This window comes from Pseudomonas sp. Irchel s3b6 (assembly GCF_900187415.1).
Lineage (GTDB): Bacteria > Pseudomonadota > Gammaproteobacteria > Pseudomonadales > Pseudomonadaceae > Aquipseudomonas.
This window is the reverse complement of sequence record NZ_FYDM01000010.1, coordinates 1-21,071: the sequence shown is the minus strand read 5'-3', so window position 1 is coordinate 21,071 and position 21,071 is coordinate 1. Positions and strand designations below refer to the sequence as shown.

Sequence of the window (21,071 nt, the reverse complement as noted above, 5' to 3'; positions counted from 1 at the left end):
AACCGTTAAACCGCGGCAGCGCCGCCGACGATTTCCGAGATCTCTTGGGTGATCGCAGCCTGACGCGCCTTGTTGTAGACCAGCTGCAAATCGCTGATCAAATCACCGGCGTTGTCGGTAGCGTTCTTCATTGCGATCATCCGCGCCGCTTGTTCAGCTGCGTTGTTCTCGACCACCGCCTGGTAGACCTGCGACTCAACGTAACGGACCATCAAGCCGTCCAGCAGCTCCTTGGCATCCGGTTCGTAGAGATAGTCCCAGTGGTGCTTGAGTTCTTGATCCGGGGTCGCCACCAATGGAATCAACTGCTCCACGGTAGGCTGTTGCGTCATGGTGTTGATGAACTTGTTGGACACCACGCACAGACGGTCGATACGGCCGTCCAGGTAGGCATCCAGCATCACCTTGACGCTGCCGATCAGGTCATTGATCGACGGCTCTTCACCCAGGTGGCTGATAGCTGCTACGACGTTACCGCCGAAGTTGCGGAAGAAAGCCGCACCCTTGCTACCAACAACACACAGATCGATCTCGACGCCATTTTCGCGGTTTACCGCCATGTCCTTGACCAGGGCCTTGAACAGGTTGGTGTTCAAGCCACCACACAGACCACGGTCACTGCTCACCACAACGTAACCGACGCGCTTGATGGCGCGGTCGATCATGAAAGGGTGGCGATATTCCGGGTTGGCGTTGGCCAGATGACCAATAACCTGGCGGATGCGCTCCGCATAAGGACGGCTAGCTGCCATGCGCATTTGTGCCTTGCGCATTTTGCTGACCGCCACTTTTTCCATGGCGCTGGTAATTTTTTGCGTGCTTTTGATGCTCGCAATCTTACTGCGAATCTCTTTTGCGCCTGCCATGTAACACCTATCAGGTTAGCAAGCGGGAGCCTTGCGGCTCCCGCTGCGGCTTACCAGGTTTGGGTGGCCTTGAACTTCTCGATACCGGCTTTCATGCCAGCGTCGATTTCGTCATTGAAGTCACCCTTCACGTTGATCTTCGCCATCAATTCGGCGTGATCGCGGTTGAAGAAACCGATCAGCGCTTGTTCGAAGCTGCCGATCTTGGCGATTTCAACGTCAGTCAGGAACCCACGCTCAGCGGCATACAGCGACAGCGCCATGTCAGCGATCGACATTGGTGCGTATTGCTTCTGCTTCATCAGCTCGGTAACGCGCTGACCATGCTCAAGTTGCTTACGGGTCGCTTCGTCCAGGTCAGAAGCGAACTGGGCGAATGCCGCCAGTTCACGGTACTGAGCCAGAGCGGTACGGATACCACCGGACAGCTTCTTGATGATCTTGGTCTGAGCGGCACCACCCACACGGGATACCGAAACACCGGCGTTCACAGCAGGACGGATCCCGGAGTTGAACATGGCCGATTCCAGGAAGATCTGACCGTCGGTGATGGAAATCACGTTGGTCGGAACGAACGCGGAAACGTCGCCAGCCTGGGTTTCGATGATCGGCAGTGCGGTCAGGGAACCGGTTTTGCCGGTCACTGCGCCGTTGGTGAACTTCTCTACGTACTCTTCCGAAACGCGGGATGCGCGCTCCAGCAGACGGGAGTGGAGATAGAACACGTCGCCTGGGTAAGCTTCACGGCCTGGTGGACGGCGCAGCAGCAGGGAAATCTGGCGGTAAGCCACTGCTTGCTTGGACAGATCGTCATAAACGATCAGCGCGTCTTCACCGCGGTCACGGAAGTATTCGCCCATGGTGCAACCGGCATACGGTGCCAGGAATTGCAGTGCGGCCGATTCCGAAGCACTGGCAGCTACGACGATGGTGTTAGCCAGTGCGCCGTTTTCTTCCAGCTTGCGAACCACGTTGGCGATGGTCGATTGTTTCTGACCGATTGCCACGTATACGCAGAAGATGCCGCTGTTTTTCTGGTTGATGATCGCGTCGATCGCCAGAGCGGTTTTACCGATCTGACGGTCACCGATGATCAGCTCACGCTGGCCACGGCCGACAGGGATCATGGCATCGACAGCCTTGTAGCCAGTCTGTACAGGCTGGTCTACCGACTTACGCCAGATCACGCCTGGAGCAACTTTCTCGACCGCATCGGTCTCGGTGTTGTTCAGCGGACCTTTGCCGTCAACTGGGTTACCCAGTGCGTCGACTACGCGACCCAGCAGTTCCTTACCAACCGGAACTTCGAGGATGCGGCCGGTGCACTTGGCGCTCATGCCTTCAGCCAGAGTCTGGTATGCGCCCAATACAACGGCACCTACAGAGTCTTGCTCCAGGTTGAGGGCCATACCGAAGACGCCGCCCGGAAACTCGATCATCTCGCCGTACATGACGTCGGCCAGACCGTGAATCCGCACGATACCGTCAGATACGCTGACGACAGTGCCTTCGTTACGGGCTTGAGAGGTCACATCGAGCTTTTCGATGCGGCCCTTGATAATTTCACTTATTTCGGAAGGATTGAGTTGCTGCATTGCTCTGCTGCCCCTTCAAACTCAAGATTTCAATGCTTCGGCAAGATTCGCGAGTTTGCCGCGAATCGAGCCATCGATTACCAGGTCGCCGGCGCGGATGATGACACCACCAATAAGGGTGGCATCCTCCGCAACTTGCAGGCGCACTTCCCGGTTGAGCCGTGCACTGAGAACCTTGGCGAGTTTGTCTTGCTGTTCTTGGTTCAATGCAAAAGCACTGGTGACATCCACATCTACCGATTTCTCTTGCTCGGCCTTGTACAGGTCGAACAGAGCGGCGATCTCCGGCAAAAGCGGGAGACGGTCGTTTTCAGCAACGACGTGGATGAAATTCTGTGCTTTGACATCGAACTTGTCGCCACACACGTCAATAAACGTGGTGGCCTTGTCTGCGCTCGTCAGTCGCGGGGCCTTGAGCACGCGCTGCATCGTGTCGTCTTGCGACACTGCTGCAGCCAGGCCGAGCATGGCTGACCAAGAGGCCAGTTGCTGGTGGGCCTGGGCGTGCTCGAAGGCTGCCTTAGCGTAAGGTCGGGCCAACGTGGTCAATTCTGCCATGATCGCCCTCGCTTAAATTTCAGCAGCCAGTTTGTTAACCAGCTCCGCGTGCGCGTTTTGATCGATTGTGGCACCCAGGATCTTCTCGGCGCCGCCAACGGCCAGTGCACCCAGTTGGGTACGCAGCGCGTCTTTGACACTGTTGATTTCCTGCTCGATCTCGGCCTGAGCCTGAACCTTTACACGTTCAGCGTCGATACGGGCTTTTTCAACAGCCTCTTCAACGATCTGATTACCGCGCTTCTTGGCTTGCTCAATGATTTCGGCTGCCTGAGTTTTTGCTTCGCGCAGTTGTTGACCCGCTTTATCTTGGGCCAACTCCAGGTCGCGAGCTGCTCGGGCGGCAGCGTCCAGTCCATCCGCGATCTTCTTCTGACGTTCGTGCAAAGCCGCGATGACCGGAGGCCACACGAACTTCATGCAAAAAAGTACAAAAATTAAGAACGCAACGGACTGGCCAATCAGGGTTGCATTAATGTTCACGCCAACACCTCGCTCGTTCGTTGCACATCACACCAATCACTCGAAGGTTCGAGTGATTAGCCAGCGAGTTGACCAACGAATGGGTTCGCGAAAGTGAAGAACAGAGCGATACCAACACCGATCATGGTTACGGCGTCGAGCAGACCGGCAACGATGAACATTTTAACTTGCAGCATTGGAACCATTTCTGGCTGACGCGCTGCGCCTTCCAGAAACTTGCCGCCCAACAGGCCGAAACCAATTGCAGTACCCAGTGCGCCCAGGCCGATCAACAGTGCAACAGCGATAGCGGTTAGACCAACTACAGTTTCCATCTTTCCTCCCGACTTTTACGTCGTATGGTTTAGGTTTTTTAGATTAAAGCGGTAAAACAAATCGTTTCATCGAGCCCGTTATGGGCCCCCTCCCGCCGAGACGAGAGGGACATCAGACTAGCCTAAGCCGGCCTTAATGGTTCTCTTCGTGCGCCATCGACAGGTAGACGATGGTCAGCATCATGAAGATAAACGCCTGCAGGGTGATGATCAGGATGTGGAACACAGCCCACGCCCACTGCAGAACTACGCCCAGGCCGCTAAGCCAGAGCAGACCACTGCCGAACATCACAGCGATCAGAATGAACACCAGCTCGCCGGCATACATGTTGCCGAACAGACGCAGTGCCAGCGAGATTGGCTTGGCAATCAGCGTCACGAACTCCAGCAGGAAGTTCACCGGAATCAGCAGGGCTTGAACAAAGATGTTCTTGCTGCCGAACGGGTGCAGGGTCAGTTCGCCGAGGAAGCCGCCGATGCCCTTGACCTTGATGCTGTAGAAAATGATCAACGCGAACACCGACAGGGCCATGCCCAGGGTAGCGTTCGGGTCAGTGGTCGATACGGCGCGGAACGGAATGTGCGGGTCGCCGGAGATCCACATGGCCACTTGAGGAATCCAGTCAACCGGAATCAGGTCGACGGCGTTCATCAGGAAGACCCAGACGAAGATGGTCAGTGCCAACGGTGCAATCACCGGGCTACGGCCATGGAAGCTGTCTTTCACGCTGCCATCGACGAATTCGACCAATACTTCAACGAAGTTCTGCAAAGCACCTGGTTGACCGGATGTCGCTTTCTTCGCCGCCATGCGGAAAAGAAGAACGAAAATCAGGCCCAACGCGACCGACCAGCCGAGGGTATCGACGTGGAAAGCCCAGAAGCCCATTTCTTTGGCTTCTGCTGCGGTGTGGGCAAAGCCCCAGCCGCCGTTAGGGAGCTGACCGAAGGTCAGGTTCTGCAAGTGGTGCTGGATATAGCCCGAAGCGGTTGTTTCTGCCATGGTTGCCTCAAACGCCCTAAGGTCTCGAAAGTCTTGTTCTCATCAGCAGGGGAGCGAACCAGCTGACCAGTTGGGTCAACACAAAGACGCCGAAGACTGCTAACGGCGCCAGTGGCTTCACACCTGCAAACGTCAGTGCAAAGAGCACTGCCGTCAAAATCAGTTTGCCCGCCTCGCCGGCATAAAAAGACCGGACGATGGCTTGAGCTGCTCGGGCGCCGGAAAACCGAAATGCCCTGTGAGCGAAATATACATTGGGAAGCAAGGCTATCAGGCCCCCGCAGAGTCCTGAGTACCCGGCAACGACTCCATGCCAGTGCCAGAGCGCCAAAGCAGCCACCAGCAAAACGACAAATTGAGCCACTAACACCGGAAAAACTGCCAGGCGATGGAACGGCAAGCGGTTTGGCGTGCGTGTTTCCATCACATTTGCTCCTCAAAGGTCGGCTGCCAGAATTCAATAACTTGGCATAATTTGTGCCGACAAAATGCGCGCAGAGTATAGGGGCGGTTCAGCCCCTATTCAACTGTCAGGTAGTGATTTCCGTCTGCACGCTACATGAGGAAATGTTTCAGCGGATATGTGCAAGGACACCTTGCAGCTCATCCAGGGAGTTGTAACCAATCACCAACTGCCCTTTGCCCTTCTTTCCGTGGCGAATCTGCACCGCAGAGCCTAGGCGCTCAGCCAGGCGCTGCTCGAGGCGAGCGATATCCGGGTCGGGTTTAGCAGGTTCTGTCGCCTGCGGTTTGCCATTCAACCACTGGCGAACCAGTGCTTCAGTCTGGCGTACGGTGAGACCCCGTGCGACAACGTGTCGCGCCCCCTCAACCTGTTGATTTTCCGGCAACCCGAGCAAGGCACGCGCATGACCCATTTCCAGGTCGCCATGCGAGAGCATGGTCTTGATCACCTCCGGCAGGGCAATCAGGCGCAACAGGTTGGCCACCGTCACGCGGGATTTGCCAACCGCTTCGGCAACCTGCTGCTGAGTCAGCTGGAATTCCTGCTGCAAACGCTGCAGGGCAACCGCTTCCTCGACCGGATTGAGGTCTTCACGCTGGATGTTCTCGATCAGCGCCATGGCAATCGCGGTTTCATCCGGCACATCGCGCACCATCGCCGGGATGGTTTCCTGGCCCGCTTGCTGGCTGGCGCGCCAGCGGCGTTCACCCGCGATGATTTCAAAGCGGCCTTCACCGATGGGACGCACCACGATCGGCTGCATCACGCCCTGTACCTTGATCGACGAAGCCAGTTCTTCCAGCGCCTGTGGGTCCATGTCCCGGCGTGGCTGGTATTTGCCCCGCTGGATCAGGTCCAGGGGCAAATGTTGCAACTCACGCTGGTCGGCTTGCACCGCTTGTTCTTCCAACAAGCTGACGGTCGGACCACTCAGCAGTGCATCCAGTCCACGTCCGAGACCTCGTTTCTTGACGGCCATGGGGATTCCTTAAGTTGCCTGAGCAGCGGCGGTGCGTGAGTTTTTGCGTTGACGGCGAACCATCTCGCCGGCCAGGGCCAGGTAGGCTATGGCGCCTCGCGATGATTTGTCGTACGCCAGCGCCGGCATGCCATAGCTTGGCGCTTCGGCCAGGCGAATGTTGCGTGGAATGACCGTGTCGTACAACTGCTCACCGAAGTGCTCCTTGAGCTGCGCCGACACATCGTTCATCAGGCTCAGGCGCGGGTCGAACATGGTCCGCAACAGGCCTTCGACTTTCAGGTTCGGGTTCAGCAGTTCGGCGATACGCTTGATGTTATCCACAAGGTCACTCAAGCCTTCGAGCGCAAAGTACTCGCACTGCATGGGGATAATCACCCCATCGGCGGCCACCAGTGCGTTCAGCGTGAGCATCGACAGCGACGGAGGGCAGTCGATCAAAATGTAATCGTAATTCTCGCGGATCGGCGCCAAAGCGCTGCGCAGACGGCTTTCCTTCATCTGCATTTCCAGCAGAACGACTTCAGCCGCCGTCAGGTCGCGGTTGGCTGGCAGCAACTGGTAACCACCGTGTTCGGAGAAATGCATGGCCTGGGCCAGGTCGCATTCACCGATCAACAGGTCGTAGACCGAGTTTTCCAGGCCGTGTTTATCCACACCGCTACCCATGGTGGCGTTGCCCTGTGGATCAAGATCGATCAACAACACCCGACGCTTGGTGGCGACCAGGGATGCTGCGAGGTTGATACAGGTGGTGGTCTTGCCCACACCACCTTTTTGGTTCGCAATCGCGAATACCTTAGCCATTCTTGCTTGTGTTCCCAATCATGCCGTGCGGCGCAGTATCAGCAGATGACGTTGGCCTTGGCAACCGGGTACAGCCAAGGCGTGTTCGCTATCGAGGTGGAAGTCTGCCGGCAATGCTACCAGCTCATCCGCGGGATGAACGCCCTTCATTGCCAGCCAACGTGTGTCGTGATCGCCCAGGTGGCGAGTCCAGTTGCTGAAGTTCTCCATGCTGCTGAACGCCCGGGAGATGATCCCGTTGAATGGCTTTTCAGGCTGGAACGCTTCGACGCGACTGTGGATAACTTGCAGGTTATCCAGTTTGAGCTCGAGTTTGACCTGGGTCAGGAAGCGGGTTTTCTTGCCGTTGGAGTCCAGGCAGGTCACTTGCGATTCGGGAAACAGGATCGCCAGCGGAATACCGGGCATGCCACCGCCGCTGCCGACATCCAGCCAGCGACCATTCTCGATGAAGGACATCACACTCAGACTGTCGAGCAGATGCCGCGAAACCATTTCGTCGGGATCACGTACGGCAGTGAGGTTGTAAGCCTTGTTCCATTTTATCAACAGGGCCAGATAACCCAGCAGCTGTGCATGCTGGGCTTCGGTCAGGTTTACGCCGAGCTGGCGTGCACCTGTTGATAACTCTTCGGCGTGTTGCGAGGTGACCAACGAACTCAAGCGCTTTGCTCCAACTGACGGCCCGCGCCGCGTTTTTTCAGATGAATCATCAACAGCGAAATCGCTGCCGGGGTCACGCCCGGGATCCGCGAAGCCTGGCCCAACGTCTCGGGACGAGTTGCACCGAGCTTGCTCTGGATCTCTTTCGAGAGACCGGAGATGTTCGTGTAATCGATATCCACAGGCAACTTGGTGTCTTCACTGGCCCGCAGGCGTGCAATTTCATCTTGCTGGCGATCGATATAACCGGCGTATTTGGTCTTGATTTCGACCTGCTCGGCGACCTGTGGATCCTGCGCACCGTGCCCGGTCACTTCGACCAGGCCAGCGTAGTCGATTTCCGGACGGCTCAGCAGGTTCAACAAGTTGTATTCGTGGGTCAGTGGCGTGCCGAATTTTTCGGCGATCGCATCCCCCTGCTCGGTACCCGGGCGGACCCAGGTACTTTTCAGGCGCTGTTCTTCCAGGGCAATGCTTTCGCGTTTTTTGCAGAACGCCGCCCAACGCACGTCGTCCACCAGACCCAATTCGCGACCTTTCTCGGTCAGGCGCAGGTCGGCATTGTCTTCGCGCAGGATCAACCGGTATTCGGCACGCGATGTGAACATCCGATACGGTTCCTGGGTCCCCAGGGTAATCAGGTCGTCGACCAGCACACCGATGTACGCCTCGTCGCGGCGCGGGCACCAACTGTCTTTGCCCTGCGCGCGCAAGGCGGCGTTGGCCCCGGCCAGCAAACCCTGGGCGCCGGCCTCTTCATAACCGGTAGTGCCGTTGATTTGCCCGGCAAAGAACAGGCCGGCAATGACTTTGGTTTCCAGGCTGTACTTCAGGTCACGCGGGTCGAAGTAGTCGTACTCGATGGCGTAGCCCGGGCGAACGATATGCGCGTTTTCCATGCCGCGGATCGACTGCACGATCTGCAATTGCACGTCGAACGGCAAGGATGTGGATATCCCGTTCGGGTACAGCTCGTGAGTGGTCAGGCCTTCCGGTTCGATGAAGACCTGATGGCTTTCCTTGTCGGCAAAGCGGTGGATCTTGTCTTCGATCGAAGGGCAGTAACGCGGGCCAATACCTTCAATCACCCCGGAATACATCGGCGAACGATCGAGGTTCGAGGCGATGATTTCGTGGGTACGGGCGTTGGTATGCGTGATCCAGCAACTGACCTGCTGCGGATGCTGCTCTTTCGAGCCCATGAACGACATGACCGGGATCGGCGTGTCACCCGGTTGCTCGGTCATCACCGAGAAATCCACAGAACGACCGTCGATACGTGGAGGCGTACCGGTTTTCAGGCGACCCACACGCAAAGGCAACTCACGCAAACGGTGAGCCAGGGCGATCGACGGCGGATCGCCGGCACGACCGCCGGAATAGTTCTGCATGCCGATGTGGATAAGTCCGCCAAGGAACGTACCGGTGGTCAACACCACGGAGTCGGCAAAGAAACGCAGGCCCATCTGGGTGACGACACCGCGTACTTGTTCCTGCTCGACGATCAGATCGTCGGCGGCCTGTTGAAATATCCACAGGTTCGGCTGGTTTTCGAGAATCTCGCGGACAGCGGCCTTGTACAGCACGCGATCGGCCTGGGCGCGTGTTGCGCGCACGGCTGGACCTTTACGGCTGTTGAGCACGCGAAACTGGATACCACCTTTATCGGTGGCCATGGCCATCGCGCCGCCCAGGGCGTCGATTTCCTTGACCAGGTGGCTTTTGCCAATCCCGCCGATCGCGGGGTTGCAGCTCATTGCTCCGAGGGTTTCCACGTTATGCGTCAGCAACAGGGTTTTTGCACCCATGCGTGCTGAGGCCAGTGCTGCCTCGGTACCGGCATGACCGCCGCCGATGACGATCACTTCAAAACGGGAAGGGAAATCCACCACGCACCTCGTGCCTGCTTCAGTTAGGTAATCAGGAATAGTTTGAGCTCAGGTTTCTGGACCTGGTCGACAAGTATAGGGACTTCGCCCTTCCTAAAGAACCCTTTGCACAAAATTTAACCAGCTGTGGGTAAGTCACGAACAATAGAAATTAAAAAGAAAGAAATTTATTAAATCTTTGTTTTTATGTTTATTTCTATACAGCTACCTTTCTGTGGATAGATTACTACAGGCCTTTATTTTAAATGTGTACAGAGATTCAAAAGTCTGTGGTCATGTGCCCATGAGGCCCTTGGATAACCGCTGTAAGCCTGTGGATGAATGGGGTGGTTATCCACAGAGGTGGTTTTCCTCAGTTTTGGAGCCCTGTTATCAACCGAGCTCAGCCGCGGTTATTCACAGGGCTTAATCCACAGAAAAGCGCTGAAAGGCACAAATCACGCCCACGGAAAAACCACCGACGCGGTAGATGCCGCCCGGCAATGCAGAAAAATGAGGGGGATGCAGAGGAAGAGGAACTGGCTTGCCAGCAAATCAGCCTACATGGCGTATCGGAAACACCATGTAGCGAGCAGGCCAGGCCCCCAGTTGAAGCCGGGAAGTGACGCTATTTGCCGATGCAGAAGCTGGAAAAGATCCTGCCCAACAGGTCGTCAGAGCTGAATTCACCGGTAATTTCACCCAGTGACTGCTGCGCCTGACGTAAATCTTCAGCCAACAACTCGCCAGCTCCGGCCAGGGTCAGCTGCGAACGACCGTGTTCAAGGGACGCACTGGCATGACGCAGAGCCTCCAGGTGGCGTCGGCGGGCGCTGAAGCTGCTTTCCGAGGTCTGCTCATAGCCCATACAGGCCTTGAGATGCTCGCGCAGTAGCTCCAGACCTTCGCCTGCCGACTTGGCGCTCAAGCTGATGGTGACGTGGCCATCGTCACAGACCTGCAACTCAATGGCCTCGCCAGTGAGGTCCGCCTTGTTACGGATCAGGGTTACTTTGGCCGGATCCGGGCGCTGCTCCAGGAATTCAGGCCACAAGGCAAACGGATCAAGGGCTTCAGGGGCGGTGGCGTCGACCACCAACAGCACCCGGTCAGCCTCGCTGATGGCCTTCAATGCCCGTTCCACACCGATCTTCTCGACCTGGTCATCGGTATCGCGCAAGCCCGCGGTGTCGACCACATGCAGCGGCATACCGTCGATGTGGATATGTTCACGCAGGATGTCCCGGGTGGTGCCGGCGATCTCGGTGACGATGGCCGCTTCCCGGCCAGCCAGTGCATTGAGCAGGCTGGACTTGCCGGCATTCGGACGACCGGCGATCACTACGGTCATGCCATCACGCAGCAACGCGCCCTGGCCGGCTTCACGCAGCACAGTGGATAACGCTTCACGCACGGCATCGAGCATGGTCAACACGTGGCCATCGGCCAGAAAGTCGATTTCCTCTTCCGGGAAGTCGATGGCGGCTTCGACGTAGATGCGCAGCGCAATCAGTTGCTCGGTCAGGTTATGCACACGCTGGGAAAACGCGCCTTGCAGCGAGCGCAGTGCGTTGCGCGCGGCTTGTGCAGAACTGGCCTCGATAAGGTCGGCGATGGCCTCGGCCTGCGCCAGGTCGAGCTTATCGTTGAGGAACGCGCGTTCGCTGAATTCACCCGGCCGGGCCAATCGGCAGCCCAGTTGCAGGCAGCGCTGCAGCAACATATCCAGGACTACAGGTCCACCGTGGCCCTGTAGTTCCAGTACATCTTCGCCGGTAAATGAGTTCGGACCGGGGAAATACAAGGCAATACCTTCATCCAGCACGTCTTCTTCGGCGCTGAAAAAAGGACCGTAATGGGCGTAGCGCGGTTTGAGTTCGCGGCCACTGATGGCTTTCGCCGCGCTGCTGGCCAACGGCCCGGAAATACGCACGATACCGACGCCTCCACGGCCCTGGGCGGTGGCGACTGCGGCGATGGTTTCACGAGGAGCGCTCATAAACCGATATCCCGATAAAAATGGCAGATAGCAAAACGCCCCACTAGGGGGCGTTTTGAATGGTTACATACAGCGTAAGTTATGCCTCGGCTTTTTTCGCCGCCGCTTCGATTTTACGCGTGATGTACCACTGTTGAGCGATCGACAGGACGTTGTTCACAACCCAGTACAGCACCAGGCCCGCCGGGAACCACAGGAAGAAGAAGGTGAAGATGATTGGCATCATTTTCATCACTTTGGCCTGCATCGGATCCGGAGGAGTCGGGTTCAGCTGCTGCTGGATGAACATGGTTGCGCCCATGATGATCGGCAGAATGAAGAACGGATCCTTGATCGACAGGTCGGTAATCCACAGCATGAACGGCGCTTGGCGCATTTCAACGCTTTCCAGGAGTACCCAGTACAGCGAAAGGAAAACCGGCATCTGCACGAGGATTGGCAAGCAGCCACCCAGCGGATTGATCTTCTCTTTCTTGTACAGCTCCATCATGGCTTGCGACATTTTCTGCCGGTCATCGCCATGTTGCTCTTTCAGCGCGGCCAGTTTCGGTGCCACTGCACGCATACGCGCCATGGATTTGTAGCTGGCAGCCGACAGCGGGAAGAAGATCCCTTTGATCAGCATGGTCAGGAAGATGATCGACCAGCCCCAGTTCCCGACGATTTCATGGATATGTTGCAGCAGCCAGAAGATCGGTTGGGCAATGAACCACAGGATGCCGTAGTCGACAGTCAGTTCCAGACCTGGGGACAACTCTTTCAGTATCGCCTGGCTTTTCGGACCTGCGTACAACGTGGCGCTGGTTTCAGCCTTGGCACCTGGCGCAACGGTCAACGCCGGGCCAGTGAAACCGATGATGTAGTTGCCTTGGCTGTCTTTACGGGTCTGCACCACGTTGCTGTCGTTCTTGGCTGGAATCCAGGCCGTCACGAAGTAGTGTTGCAGCCAGGCAACCCAGCCACCGTTAACGCTTTCTTTCAACGACGCCTTGTCGATATCTTTCATCGACACTTTTTTGTACGGCTCGGCACTTGTCCACAGGGCAGCGCCCAGGTAAGTAGCGGTACCGGTGGCGGTAGTCGAAGAAGGATCGGCACTGGCATCACGCTTGAGCTGGGCAAACAGGTTGCCAGTCCAGGCCTTGTCGCTGGTGTTGTCGATCAGATAGGTGACTTTCAGATCGTACAGACCGCGAGTAAAGGTGAAACGCTTGATGTAATTGACGCCAGCATCGCTGAATTTCAGATCAACATTCAGTTGGTTCTGATCTTTATCCAGTTGATAAGTCTTCTGCTCGGTCGAGTAAACCGGACGACCGGTAGGACGCGCATCCGGACCGTTGGTACCGGTCAGGCCGCTTTGGGCCAGATAAGTACGTTCGCTACCGTTATCAAACAGCTGGAACGGAATTTCCGGGTGGTCCTGACGACGTGGATATTTTGGCAGCATCAGCTGGGCGATATCACCACCTTGAGGATCGATAGCCAGTTCGAGCACATCCGTTTTAACGCGGATGAGGTCTTTGTTGGTCACTACCGGAGTTTCGGTAGGGGTGCTGGTATCGGCATTCGCGCTGGGTACATCGGCACTGGCGGAAGCATTGGTACCAAGTGGGGTGTCCGCAATTGCCGGGGCAGCCTGATTGGCAGCAACATTCTGAGTCGGCAGGGCAGCCTGGCCATAGTCCTGGTTCCATTTCAGGACCATGACGTAGGACACGATTGCCAGGGCGACGATCAGGATCGTGCGTTTAATATCCATGATTACTCGGCCATCGAAGAAGAACGGGAGGTAGGGATAGGTGGAACCGGGTCATAACCACCGGGATTCCACGGATGACAGCGACCTAAACGACGAAAGGTCAGCCAGCCACCGCGCAGAAGGCCATGATTTTCAATGGCTTCATACGCGTAGCAGGAACAACTGGGGTAGAAACGACAGTGGCTGGCCATCAGGGGACTAATGGCATAGCGATAAAACTGGATCGGAACGAGTGCCAGTTTACGCATCGGTGCTGTCTACCCCTACAGTTTCGGTTTTAACTGCTGGTACCGGCGAGCTACGTGCCAGACGCTTCCAGAGTTTGCCGAAATGCTGAATCAATTCGGGGTTTTCTACGTCGCCCAAACCTTTGCGCGCGACGATCACGATATCCCAACCAACCAGAGAATCCTGGTGGAGGCGAAACGATTCGCGCATCAGACGTTTGAGGCGATTGCGCTCAACGGAGAGTTTCACACTCTTTTTCCCGATAACCAGCCCTAGACGGGGGTGATCGAGATCGTTGGTGCGTGCAAGGAGCAGGAGATTTTTCCCCGGAACCTTGCCGGTAGGGGAGTCAAAGACTGCCTTGAAATGCCGGGGGGTCAGCAAACGCTTTTCCCGACTGAAGTCCTGACTCACCTCCAGTACCGGATTATCAAACTGCCAGACGCGCACGACCTTTGGCGCGACGACGCGACAGGACGGCACGGCCGTTCTTGGTAGCCATGCGAGCACGGAAACCGTGGGTACGAGCGCGTTTGATAGTGCTTGGTTGGAAAGTACGTTTCATGTCGTGTTACCTGGTTCGTCCACAACGGGCCGGAATGGCCCCCGTTTTAAGAGACCGGGGATTCTAGAGAAAGCAAGCCTCTAGGTCAATTTCCAACCAGCGTTTCCTTTAAATGGTCATCCAGGCGGTTCGTCCTTGAAAGGCAGACAGTCAAATATAAAAATAAAGAAGGAAATGATTTAAAGCTTTTCTGTAAAGCTTATAAAAGCTAGGGCGGCATCCATCTGTGGATAACTGGCTTGAGCCCTTCTATCCCGCGCTGTACAGAGAATGACAACTACAAGGGAAAACCGTGTTAAGCCTGTGCTGCACTGTCGGATAAGCTGTGTGTGGAATCGATGGTTATCCACAGGCCGGTTATCCACCGAGTTTCCCCCTCACTTGTACAACGAGCTCAGGGTGGTTTATCCACAGGGCTTATGCACAGACCGTTGGTCATCTTTTTTACGTATAAAACGTTGATTCATCTGCACCTGTGGGCACGCTACGTGTGGATAAGTCTGCGTCCGGCCGTTACAATGGGCGCTTGTTTTTGCCTCACCGGCTTTCAACTTAGGGGATATCCGTGTCAGTGGAACTTTGGCAGCAGTGCGTGGAGCTTTTGCGCGATGAGCTGCCTGCCCAACAATTCAACACTTGGATCCGTCCACTACAGGTCGAAGCCGAAGGCGACGAGTTGCGTGTCTACGCACCTAATCGCTTTGTTCTCGACTGGGTTAACGAAAAGTACCTGAGCCGCGTGCTTGAACTGCTGGATGAGCATGGCAACGGCATGGCGCCCGCGCTTTCCTTATTAATAGGCAGCAAACGCAGTTCAGCCCCTCGGGCTGCACCGAATGCACCGTTGGCTGCGGCAGCGTCGCACGCCCAGGCGGCCGCTGCACCGACACCGGTCAGCGCGCCCGCGCCTGCCGCGCCGAGCAAGCGTGCAACGCAAAAAGTCGTCGAGGAAAGTGAAGAGCCGTCCCGTGACAGCTTTGACCCGATGGCTGGCGCCAGCTCGCAACAGGCCCCGGTACGTGCGGAACAACGTACCGTGCAGGTAGAAGGTGCGCTCAAGCACACCAGTTACCTGAACCGCACATTCACCTTCGAGAACTTCGTCGAGGGTAAGTCCAACCAACTGGCGCGCGCTGCGGCCTGGCAGGTTGCGGACAATCCCAAGCACGGTTACAACCCGCTGTTCCTGTATGGCGGCGTTGGCTTGGGTAAAACCCACTTGATGCACGCAGTGGGTAACCACCTATTAAAGAAGAACCCGAATGCCAAGGTCGTGTACCTGCATTCCGAGCGCTTCGTGGCCGACATGGTCAAGGCGTTGCAGTTGAATGCGATCAACGAGTTCAAGCGCTTCTACCGTTCGGTCGACGCGTTGCTCATCGATGACATTCAGTTCTTCGCCCGCAAGGAACGTTCCCAGGAAGAATTCTTCCACACGTTCAACGCACTGCTTGAAGGTGGCCAACAGGTCATTCTCACCAGTGACCGTTACCCGAAAGAAATCGAGGGTCTTGAAGAGCGCTTGAAGTCGCGCTTCGGCTGGGGCCTGACGGTTGCCGTAGAGCCTCCGGAACTGGAAACCCGCGTCGCCATTCTGATGAAGAAAGCCGACCAGGCCAAAGTGGACCTGCCGCACGACGCCGCGTTTTTCATCGCCCAGCGCATTCGCTCCAACGTCCGTGAACTCGAAGGCGCACTCAAGCGCGTCATCGCCCACTCGCACTTCATGGGGCGCGATATCACCATCGAGCTGATTCGCGAATCCTTGAAGGACCTGTTGGCGCTTCAGGATAAACTGGTCTCTGTGGATAACATTCAGCGCACTGTCGCCGAGTACTACAAGATCAAGATCTCCGATTTGCTGTCCAAACGCCGTTCGCGTTCGGTCGCACGTCCACGGCAAGTGGCCATGGCCCTGTCCAAGGAGCTGACCAACCACAGCCTGCCGGAAATCGGCGATGTGTTTGGCGGACGCGACCACACCACGGTTTTGCACGCCTGCCGCAAGATCAATGAACTTAAGGAATCCGACGCGGACATCCGCGAGGACTACAAGAACCTGCTGCGTACACTGACCACTTGATGAACACCAGCGCAGCTTATTAAGGCAAGGGACTAGACCATGCATTTCACCATTCAACGCGAAGCCCTGTTGAAACCCCTGCAACTGGTCGCAGGCGTCGTCGAGCGCCGACAGACCTTGCCGGTGCTTTCCAACGTGCTGCTGGTTGTCGAGGGCCAGCAGCTGTCGCTGACCGGTACCGACCTGGAAGTCGAGCTGGTCGGTCGTGTGCAACTCGAAGAGCCGGCCGAGCCGGGCGAAATCACTGTCCCGGCACGCAAGCTGATGGACATCTGCAAAAGCCTGCCGAACGATGCCCTGATCGACATCAAGGTCGATGAGCAGAAGCTCGTGGTGAAAGCCGGCCGTAGCCGTTTCACCTTGTCGACGTTGCCGGCCAATGACTTCCCGACCGTGGAAGAAGGCCCGGGTTCGCTGACCTGCAGCCTGGATCAGAGCAAGCTGCGCCGTTTGATCGAGCGCACCAGCTTCGCCATGGCCCAGCAGGATGTTCGTTACTACCTCAACGGCATGCTGCTGGAAGTGTCCGCCGGGATCATCCGTGCCGTAGCCACCGACGGTCACCGTCTGGCCATGTGCTCGATGCAGGCCGATATCGGCCAGCCGGATCGCCACCAGGTCATCGTTCCGCGTAAAGGTATCCTGGAACTGGCACGCTTGCTCACCGAGCCGGATGGCAATGTCAGCATCGTTCTGGGCCAGCACCATATTCGCGCCACCACCGGCGAGTTCACCTTCACCTCGAAACTGGTCGACGGCAAATTTCCGGACTACGAGCGCGTGTTGCCCAAAGGCGGCGACAAGCTGGTACTGGGTGATCGCCAGGCGCTGCGTGAAGCGTTCAGCCGTACTGCGATCCTGTCCAACGAGAAGTACCGCGGCATTCGCCTGCAGCTGGCCAACGGTCAACTGAAGATCCAGGCCAACAACCCGGAGCAGGAAGAAGCGGAAGAAGAAGTCGGCGTTGAGTACAACGGTGGCTCGCTGGAAATCGGCTTTAACGTGAGCTACCTGCTCGACGTGTTGGGCGTGATGACTACCGAGCAAGTGCGCTTGATCCTGTCTGACTCCAACAGCAGTGCGCTGGTGCAAGAGTCCGACAACGACGACTCGGCTTACGTTGTCATGCCGATGCGCCTGTAAATATGCTTAGCAGCCGCTAGATGTCCCTCAGTCGTGTCTCGGTCACCGCGGTGCGCAATCTGCACCCGGTGACCTTCTCCCCCTCTCCCCGCATCAACATCCTGTACGGCGCCAACGGCAGCGGCAAAACCAGTGTTCTGGAAGCCATCCATCTGCTGGGGCTCGCCCGTTCCTTTCGCAGTACCCGACTGTTACCAGTGATCCAGTACGAGCAGTTGGCGTGCACGGTATTCGGTCAGGTCGAATTGGCTGAAGGTGGGCACAGTGCGCTGGGAATTTCCCGGGATCGCCAGGGAGAGTTTCAGATCCGTATCGATGGGCAGAATGCTCGTAGTGCCGCTCAGCTGGCAGAGATCCTGCCACTGCAACTGATCAACCCGGACAGCTTTCGCCTGTTGGAAGGTGCGCCGAAGATTCGCCGACAGTTTCTGGATTGGGGTGTGTTCCACGTGGAACCGCGTTTCATGTCCACCTGGCAGCGCCTGCAGAAGGCCCTGCGTCAGAGAAACTCTTGGCTGCGGCATGGTACACTTGACGCCGTTTCGCAAGCGGTTTGGGACAGAGAACTGTGCCAGGCCAGCGCTGAAATTGATGAATACCGCCGCGCTTACATCAAAGCCTTGAAACCTGTCTTTGAACAGACCTTGAGTGAACTCGTCGAACTCGAGGGTTTAACGCTTAGCTATTACCGGGGTTGGGACAAAGAGCGAGAGCTGAGTGCAGTGCTCGCTGCGTCCGTTCACCGGGATCAGCAAATGGGGCATACCCAGGCCGGACCACAACGCGCTGATTTGCGTCTTAGATTGGGCGCACACAATGCCGCGGACATCTTGTCCCGTGGACAGCAGAAGTTGGTGGTCTGTGCGCTGCGCATCGCCCAAGGGCATCTGGTCAGCCAGGCCCGGCGCGGCCAATGTATTTATCTGGTGGATGACTTGCCGTCCGAGCTGGATGAGCAGCACCGCCGCGCGCTTTGCCGTTTGCTGGAAGACTTACGCTGCCAGGTGTTTATCACTTGTGTAGATCACGAATTATTGAGGGAAGTCTGGCAGACGGAAACGCCAGTCGCTTTGTTCCACGTGGAACAGGGCCGTATCACCCAGACCCACGACCATCGGGAGTGAAGGCATGAGCGAAGAAAATACGTACGACTCAACGAGCATTAAAGTGCTGAAAGGCCTGGATGCCGTACGCAAACGTCCCGGTATGTACATTGGTGACACAGACGATGGCAGCGGTCTGCACCACATGGTGTTCGAGGTGGTCGATAACTCGATCGACGAAGCTTTGGCCGGCCACTGCGACGACATCAGCATCATCATCCACCCGGACGAATCCATCACCGTGCGCGACAACGGTCGCGGCATTCCGGTAGACGTGCATAAAGAAGAAGGCGTTTCGGCAGCCGAGGTCATCATGACCGTGCTGCACGCCGGCGGTAAGTTCGACGACAACTCCTACAAAGTATCCGGCGGCTTGCACGGTGTAGGTGTGTCGGTAGTGAACGCCCTGTCCGAAGAGCTGGTTCTGACCGTTCGCCGCAGCGGCAAGATCTGGGAGCAGACCTACGTCCACGGCGTACCACAAGAGCCGATGAAGATCGTTGGCGACAGTGAGTCAACCGGTACCCAGATCCACTTCAAGCCTTCGGCTGAAACCTTCAAGAATATCCACTTCAGCTGGGACATCCTGGCCAAGCGGATTCGTGAACTGTCCTTCCTCAACTCCGGTGTCGGCATCGTCCTCAAGGATGAGCGCAGCGGCAAGGAAGAGTTGTTCAAGTACGAAGGTGGCTTGCGTGCGTTCGTTGAATACCTGAACACCAACAAGACTGCGGTCAACCAGGTGTTCCACTTCAACATCCAGCGTGAAGACGGCATCGGCGTGGAAATCGCCCTGCAGTGGAACGACAGCTTCAACGAGAACCTGTTGTGCTTCACCAACAACATTCCTCAGCGCGATGGCGGTACTCACCTGGTGGGTTTCCGTTCCGCACTGACGCGTAACCTGAACACCTACATCGAAGCCGAAGGCCTGGCCAAGAAGCACAAAGTCGCCACCACGGGTGACGATGCGCGTGAAGGCCTGACCGCGATCATTTCGGTGAAAGTGCCGGATCCGAAGTTCAGCTCCCAGACCAAGGACAAGCTGGTGTCTTCCGAAGTGAAGACCGCTGTCGAACAGGAAATGGGCAAGTACTTCTCGGACTTCCTGCTGGAAAACCCGAACGAAGCCAAGCTGGTCGTTGGCAAGATGATCGACGCGGCCCGTGCCCGTGAAGCGGCGCGTAAAGCCCGTGAGATGACTCGTCGTAAAGGCGCGCTGGATATCGCCGGCCTGCCGGGCAAACTGGCGGACTGCCAGGAAAAGGACCCTGCCCTCTCAGAACTGTACCTGGTGGAAGGTGACTCTGCTGGCGGTTCCGCCAAGCAGGGTCGTAACCGTCGGACCCAGGCCATTCTGCCCCTCAAGGGTAAAATCCTGAACGTCGAGAAGGCGCGTTTCGACAAGATGATCTCTTCCCAGGAAGTGGGCACCTTGATCACCGCACTGGGTTGCGGCATCGGCCGCGACGAGTACAACATCGACAAGTTGCGTTATCACAACATCATCATCATGACCGATGCTGACGTCGACGGTTCGCACATCCGTACCCTGCTGCTGACCTTCTTCTTCCGTCAGTTGCCGGAGCTGATCGAGCGCGGCTACATCTACATCGCGCAGCCGCCGTTGTACAAAGTGAAGAAAGGCAAGCAAGAGCAATACATCAAAGACGACGACGCCATGGAAGAGTACATGACGCAGTCGGCCCTGGAAGACGCGAGCCTGCACTTGAACGAAGATGCACCGGGTATCTCGGGCGAAGCCCTTGAGCGTCTGGTCAATGATTTCCGTCTTGTGATGAAGACCCTCAAGCGTCTGTCGCGCCTGTATCCACAGGAGCTTACCGAGCACTTCATCTACCTGCCGGCCGTCAGCCTGGAGCAACTGTCCGATCACGCTGCGATGCAGGATTGGCTGGCTCAGTTTGAAGTGCGTCTGCGCACCGTCGAGAAATCTGGCCTGGTCTACAAGGCCAGCCTGCGTGAAGACCGTGAACGTAACGTCTGGCTGCCAGAGGTCGAACTGATCTCCCATGGCCTGTCGAACTACGTCACCTTCAACCGTGACTTCTTCGGCAGCAACGACTACAAGACCGTTGTGTCCCTGGGCGCTCAACTGAGCACCCTGCTGGACGACGGTGCGTACATCCAGCGCGGCGAGCGCAAGAAAGCCGTCACCGAGTTCAAGGAAGCTCTTGAGTGGCTGATGGCCGAAAGCACCAAGCGCCATACCATCCAGCGCTACAAAGGTCTGGGTGAGATGAACCCGGATCAGCTGTGGGAAACCACCATGGACCCAGGCTCGCGCCGGATGCTGAAAGTGACCATCGAAGACGCCATTGGCGCGGACCAGATCTTCAACACCCTGATGGGTGATGCGGTCGAGCCACGTCGTGACTTCATCGAAAGCAACGCCCTGGCAGTGTCCAACCTGGACTTCTGATCCGGTTCGATCTGCAGTGTCTAGTCCTGAAATAGGTTTACACCTGTTTCAGTCGCCAAACGCCCGATGCACCGCATCGGGCGTTTTGTATTTCAGGGACAAATGCGGTCGCTCCCGGTTATAGATCAGCACCGATTCGTCCA

The 21,071-nt window shown here is 56.9% G+C and carries 20 protein-coding genes; 4 read left to right on the top strand and 16 right to left on the bottom strand.

The genetic code is table 11. The features are described 5' to 3' along the window. Window positions 1–5: 5 nt before the first annotated feature. From atpG to rpmH, 16 genes are all read right to left on the bottom strand, one after another. Window positions 6–866, bottom strand: a complete 861-nt coding sequence (gene atpG, locus CKW07_RS17195) for a F0F1 ATP synthase subunit gamma (protein ID WP_095146196.1) — start codon at window positions 864–866, stop codon at window positions 6–8. Window positions 867–916: 50 nt separating this feature from the next. Next, entirely contained in the window at window positions 917–2,461 is a 1,545-nt protein-coding gene (gene atpA / locus CKW07_RS17190; RefSeq protein WP_095146194.1) for a F0F1 ATP synthase subunit alpha, read from the bottom strand. Window positions 2,462–2,482: 21 nt separating this feature from the next. Then, window positions 2,483–3,019, bottom strand: a complete 537-nt coding sequence (locus tag CKW07_RS17185; protein ID WP_095146193.1) for a F0F1 ATP synthase subunit delta — start codon at window positions 3,017–3,019, stop codon at window positions 2,483–2,485. A 12-nt stretch (window positions 3,020–3,031) separates the two neighbouring features. Next, window positions 3,032–3,502, bottom strand: a complete 471-nt coding sequence (locus tag CKW07_RS17180) for a F0F1 ATP synthase subunit B (RefSeq protein ID WP_095146191.1) — start codon at window positions 3,500–3,502, stop codon at window positions 3,032–3,034. A 56-nt stretch (window positions 3,503–3,558) separates the two neighbouring features. After that, on the bottom strand, window positions 3,559–3,816 hold the full coding sequence (gene atpE / locus CKW07_RS17175; RefSeq protein ID WP_002555987.1) for a F0F1 ATP synthase subunit C: 258 nt from the start codon (window positions 3,814–3,816) through the stop codon (window positions 3,559–3,561). 133 nt (window positions 3,817–3,949) lie between these two features. Next, on the bottom strand, window positions 3,950–4,819 hold the full coding sequence (gene atpB, locus CKW07_RS17170; protein ID WP_095081071.1) for a F0F1 ATP synthase subunit A: 870 nt from the start codon (window positions 4,817–4,819) through the stop codon (window positions 3,950–3,952). Window positions 4,820–4,835: 16 nt separating this feature from the next. Beyond that, window positions 4,836–5,243 (bottom strand): F0F1 ATP synthase subunit I, encoded by a 408-nt coding sequence (locus CKW07_RS17165; protein WP_095146189.1) that lies wholly within the window; start codon window positions 5,241–5,243, stop codon window positions 4,836–4,838. 148 nt (window positions 5,244–5,391) lie between these two features. Continuing rightward, a complete protein-coding gene (locus tag CKW07_RS17160; protein WP_095146187.1) occupies window positions 5,392–6,264 on the bottom strand; it encodes a ParB/RepB/Spo0J family partition protein in 873 nt (290 codons plus the stop codon). Window positions 6,265–6,273: 9 nt separating this feature from the next. After that, window positions 6,274–7,071, bottom strand: coding sequence for a ParA family protein (locus CKW07_RS17155; protein ID WP_095146185.1), 798 nt, complete (start codon window positions 7,069–7,071; stop codon window positions 6,274–6,276). Between the two features lie 18 nt (window positions 7,072–7,089). Beyond that, window positions 7,090–7,734, bottom strand: a complete 645-nt coding sequence (gene rsmG / locus CKW07_RS17150; protein ID WP_095146183.1) for a 16S rRNA (guanine(527)-N(7))-methyltransferase RsmG — start codon at window positions 7,732–7,734, stop codon at window positions 7,090–7,092. Then, entirely contained in the window at window positions 7,731–9,623 is a 1,893-nt protein-coding gene (gene mnmG / locus CKW07_RS17145; RefSeq protein ID WP_095146181.1) for a tRNA uridine-5-carboxymethylaminomethyl(34) synthesis enzyme MnmG, read from the bottom strand. Before mnmG ends, rsmG begins: the two co-directional genes overlap by 4 nt. Before the next feature lie 607 nt (window positions 9,624–10,230). Beyond that, the gene (gene mnmE, locus CKW07_RS17140; protein WP_095146179.1) at window positions 10,231–11,601 is read right to left on the bottom strand and encodes a tRNA uridine-5-carboxymethylaminomethyl(34) synthesis GTPase MnmE; all 1,371 of its coding nucleotides are present in this window, start codon (window positions 11,599–11,601) and stop codon (window positions 10,231–10,233) included. Between the two features lie 79 nt (window positions 11,602–11,680). Beyond that, window positions 11,681–13,363, bottom strand: coding sequence for a membrane protein insertase YidC (gene yidC, locus CKW07_RS17135; protein WP_095146177.1), 1,683 nt, complete (start codon window positions 13,361–13,363; stop codon window positions 11,681–11,683). A 2-nt stretch (window positions 13,364–13,365) separates the two neighbouring features. Further along, the gene (yidD, locus tag CKW07_RS17130) at window positions 13,366–13,611 is read right to left on the bottom strand and encodes a membrane protein insertion efficiency factor YidD (protein ID WP_010465488.1); all 246 of its coding nucleotides are present in this window, start codon (window positions 13,609–13,611) and stop codon (window positions 13,366–13,368) included. Continuing rightward, window positions 13,604–14,005: a ribonuclease P protein component gene (gene rnpA / locus CKW07_RS17125; RefSeq protein ID WP_218192034.1), complete on the bottom strand. Its 402-nt coding sequence runs from the start codon at window positions 14,003–14,005 to the stop codon at window positions 13,604–13,606. The genes yidD and rnpA overlap by 8 nt, the downstream gene beginning before the upstream one ends. Before the next feature lie 16 nt (window positions 14,006–14,021). Beyond that, window positions 14,022–14,156 (bottom strand): 50S ribosomal protein L34, encoded by a 135-nt coding sequence (gene rpmH, locus CKW07_RS17120; protein ID WP_003213577.1) that lies wholly within the window; start codon window positions 14,154–14,156, stop codon window positions 14,022–14,024. A 565-nt stretch (window positions 14,157–14,721) separates the two neighbouring features. Between rpmH and dnaA the strand changes: the two genes are divergently transcribed. The 4 genes from dnaA to gyrB are packed head-to-tail and all read left to right on the top strand — an operon-like array spanning window position 14,722 to window position 20,928. Then, window positions 14,722–16,239, top strand: a complete 1,518-nt coding sequence (dnaA, locus tag CKW07_RS17115) for a chromosomal replication initiator protein DnaA (RefSeq protein WP_095146175.1) — start codon at window positions 14,722–14,724, stop codon at window positions 16,237–16,239. A gap of 39 nt (window positions 16,240–16,278) precedes the next feature. Then, window positions 16,279–17,382: a DNA polymerase III subunit beta gene (gene dnaN, locus CKW07_RS17110; RefSeq protein WP_095146173.1), complete on the top strand. Its 1,104-nt coding sequence runs from the start codon at window positions 16,279–16,281 to the stop codon at window positions 17,380–17,382. Window positions 17,383–17,402: 20 nt separating this feature from the next. Beyond that, window positions 17,403–18,506: a DNA replication/repair protein RecF gene (recF, locus tag CKW07_RS17105; protein ID WP_095146172.1), complete on the top strand. Its 1,104-nt coding sequence runs from the start codon at window positions 17,403–17,405 to the stop codon at window positions 18,504–18,506. Window positions 18,507–18,510: 4 nt separating this feature from the next. Beyond that, window positions 18,511–20,928, top strand: a complete 2,418-nt coding sequence (gyrB, locus tag CKW07_RS17100) for a DNA topoisomerase (ATP-hydrolyzing) subunit B (RefSeq protein WP_095146170.1) — start codon at window positions 18,511–18,513, stop codon at window positions 20,926–20,928. The last annotated feature ends 143 nt before the right edge of the window (window positions 20,929–21,071 follow it).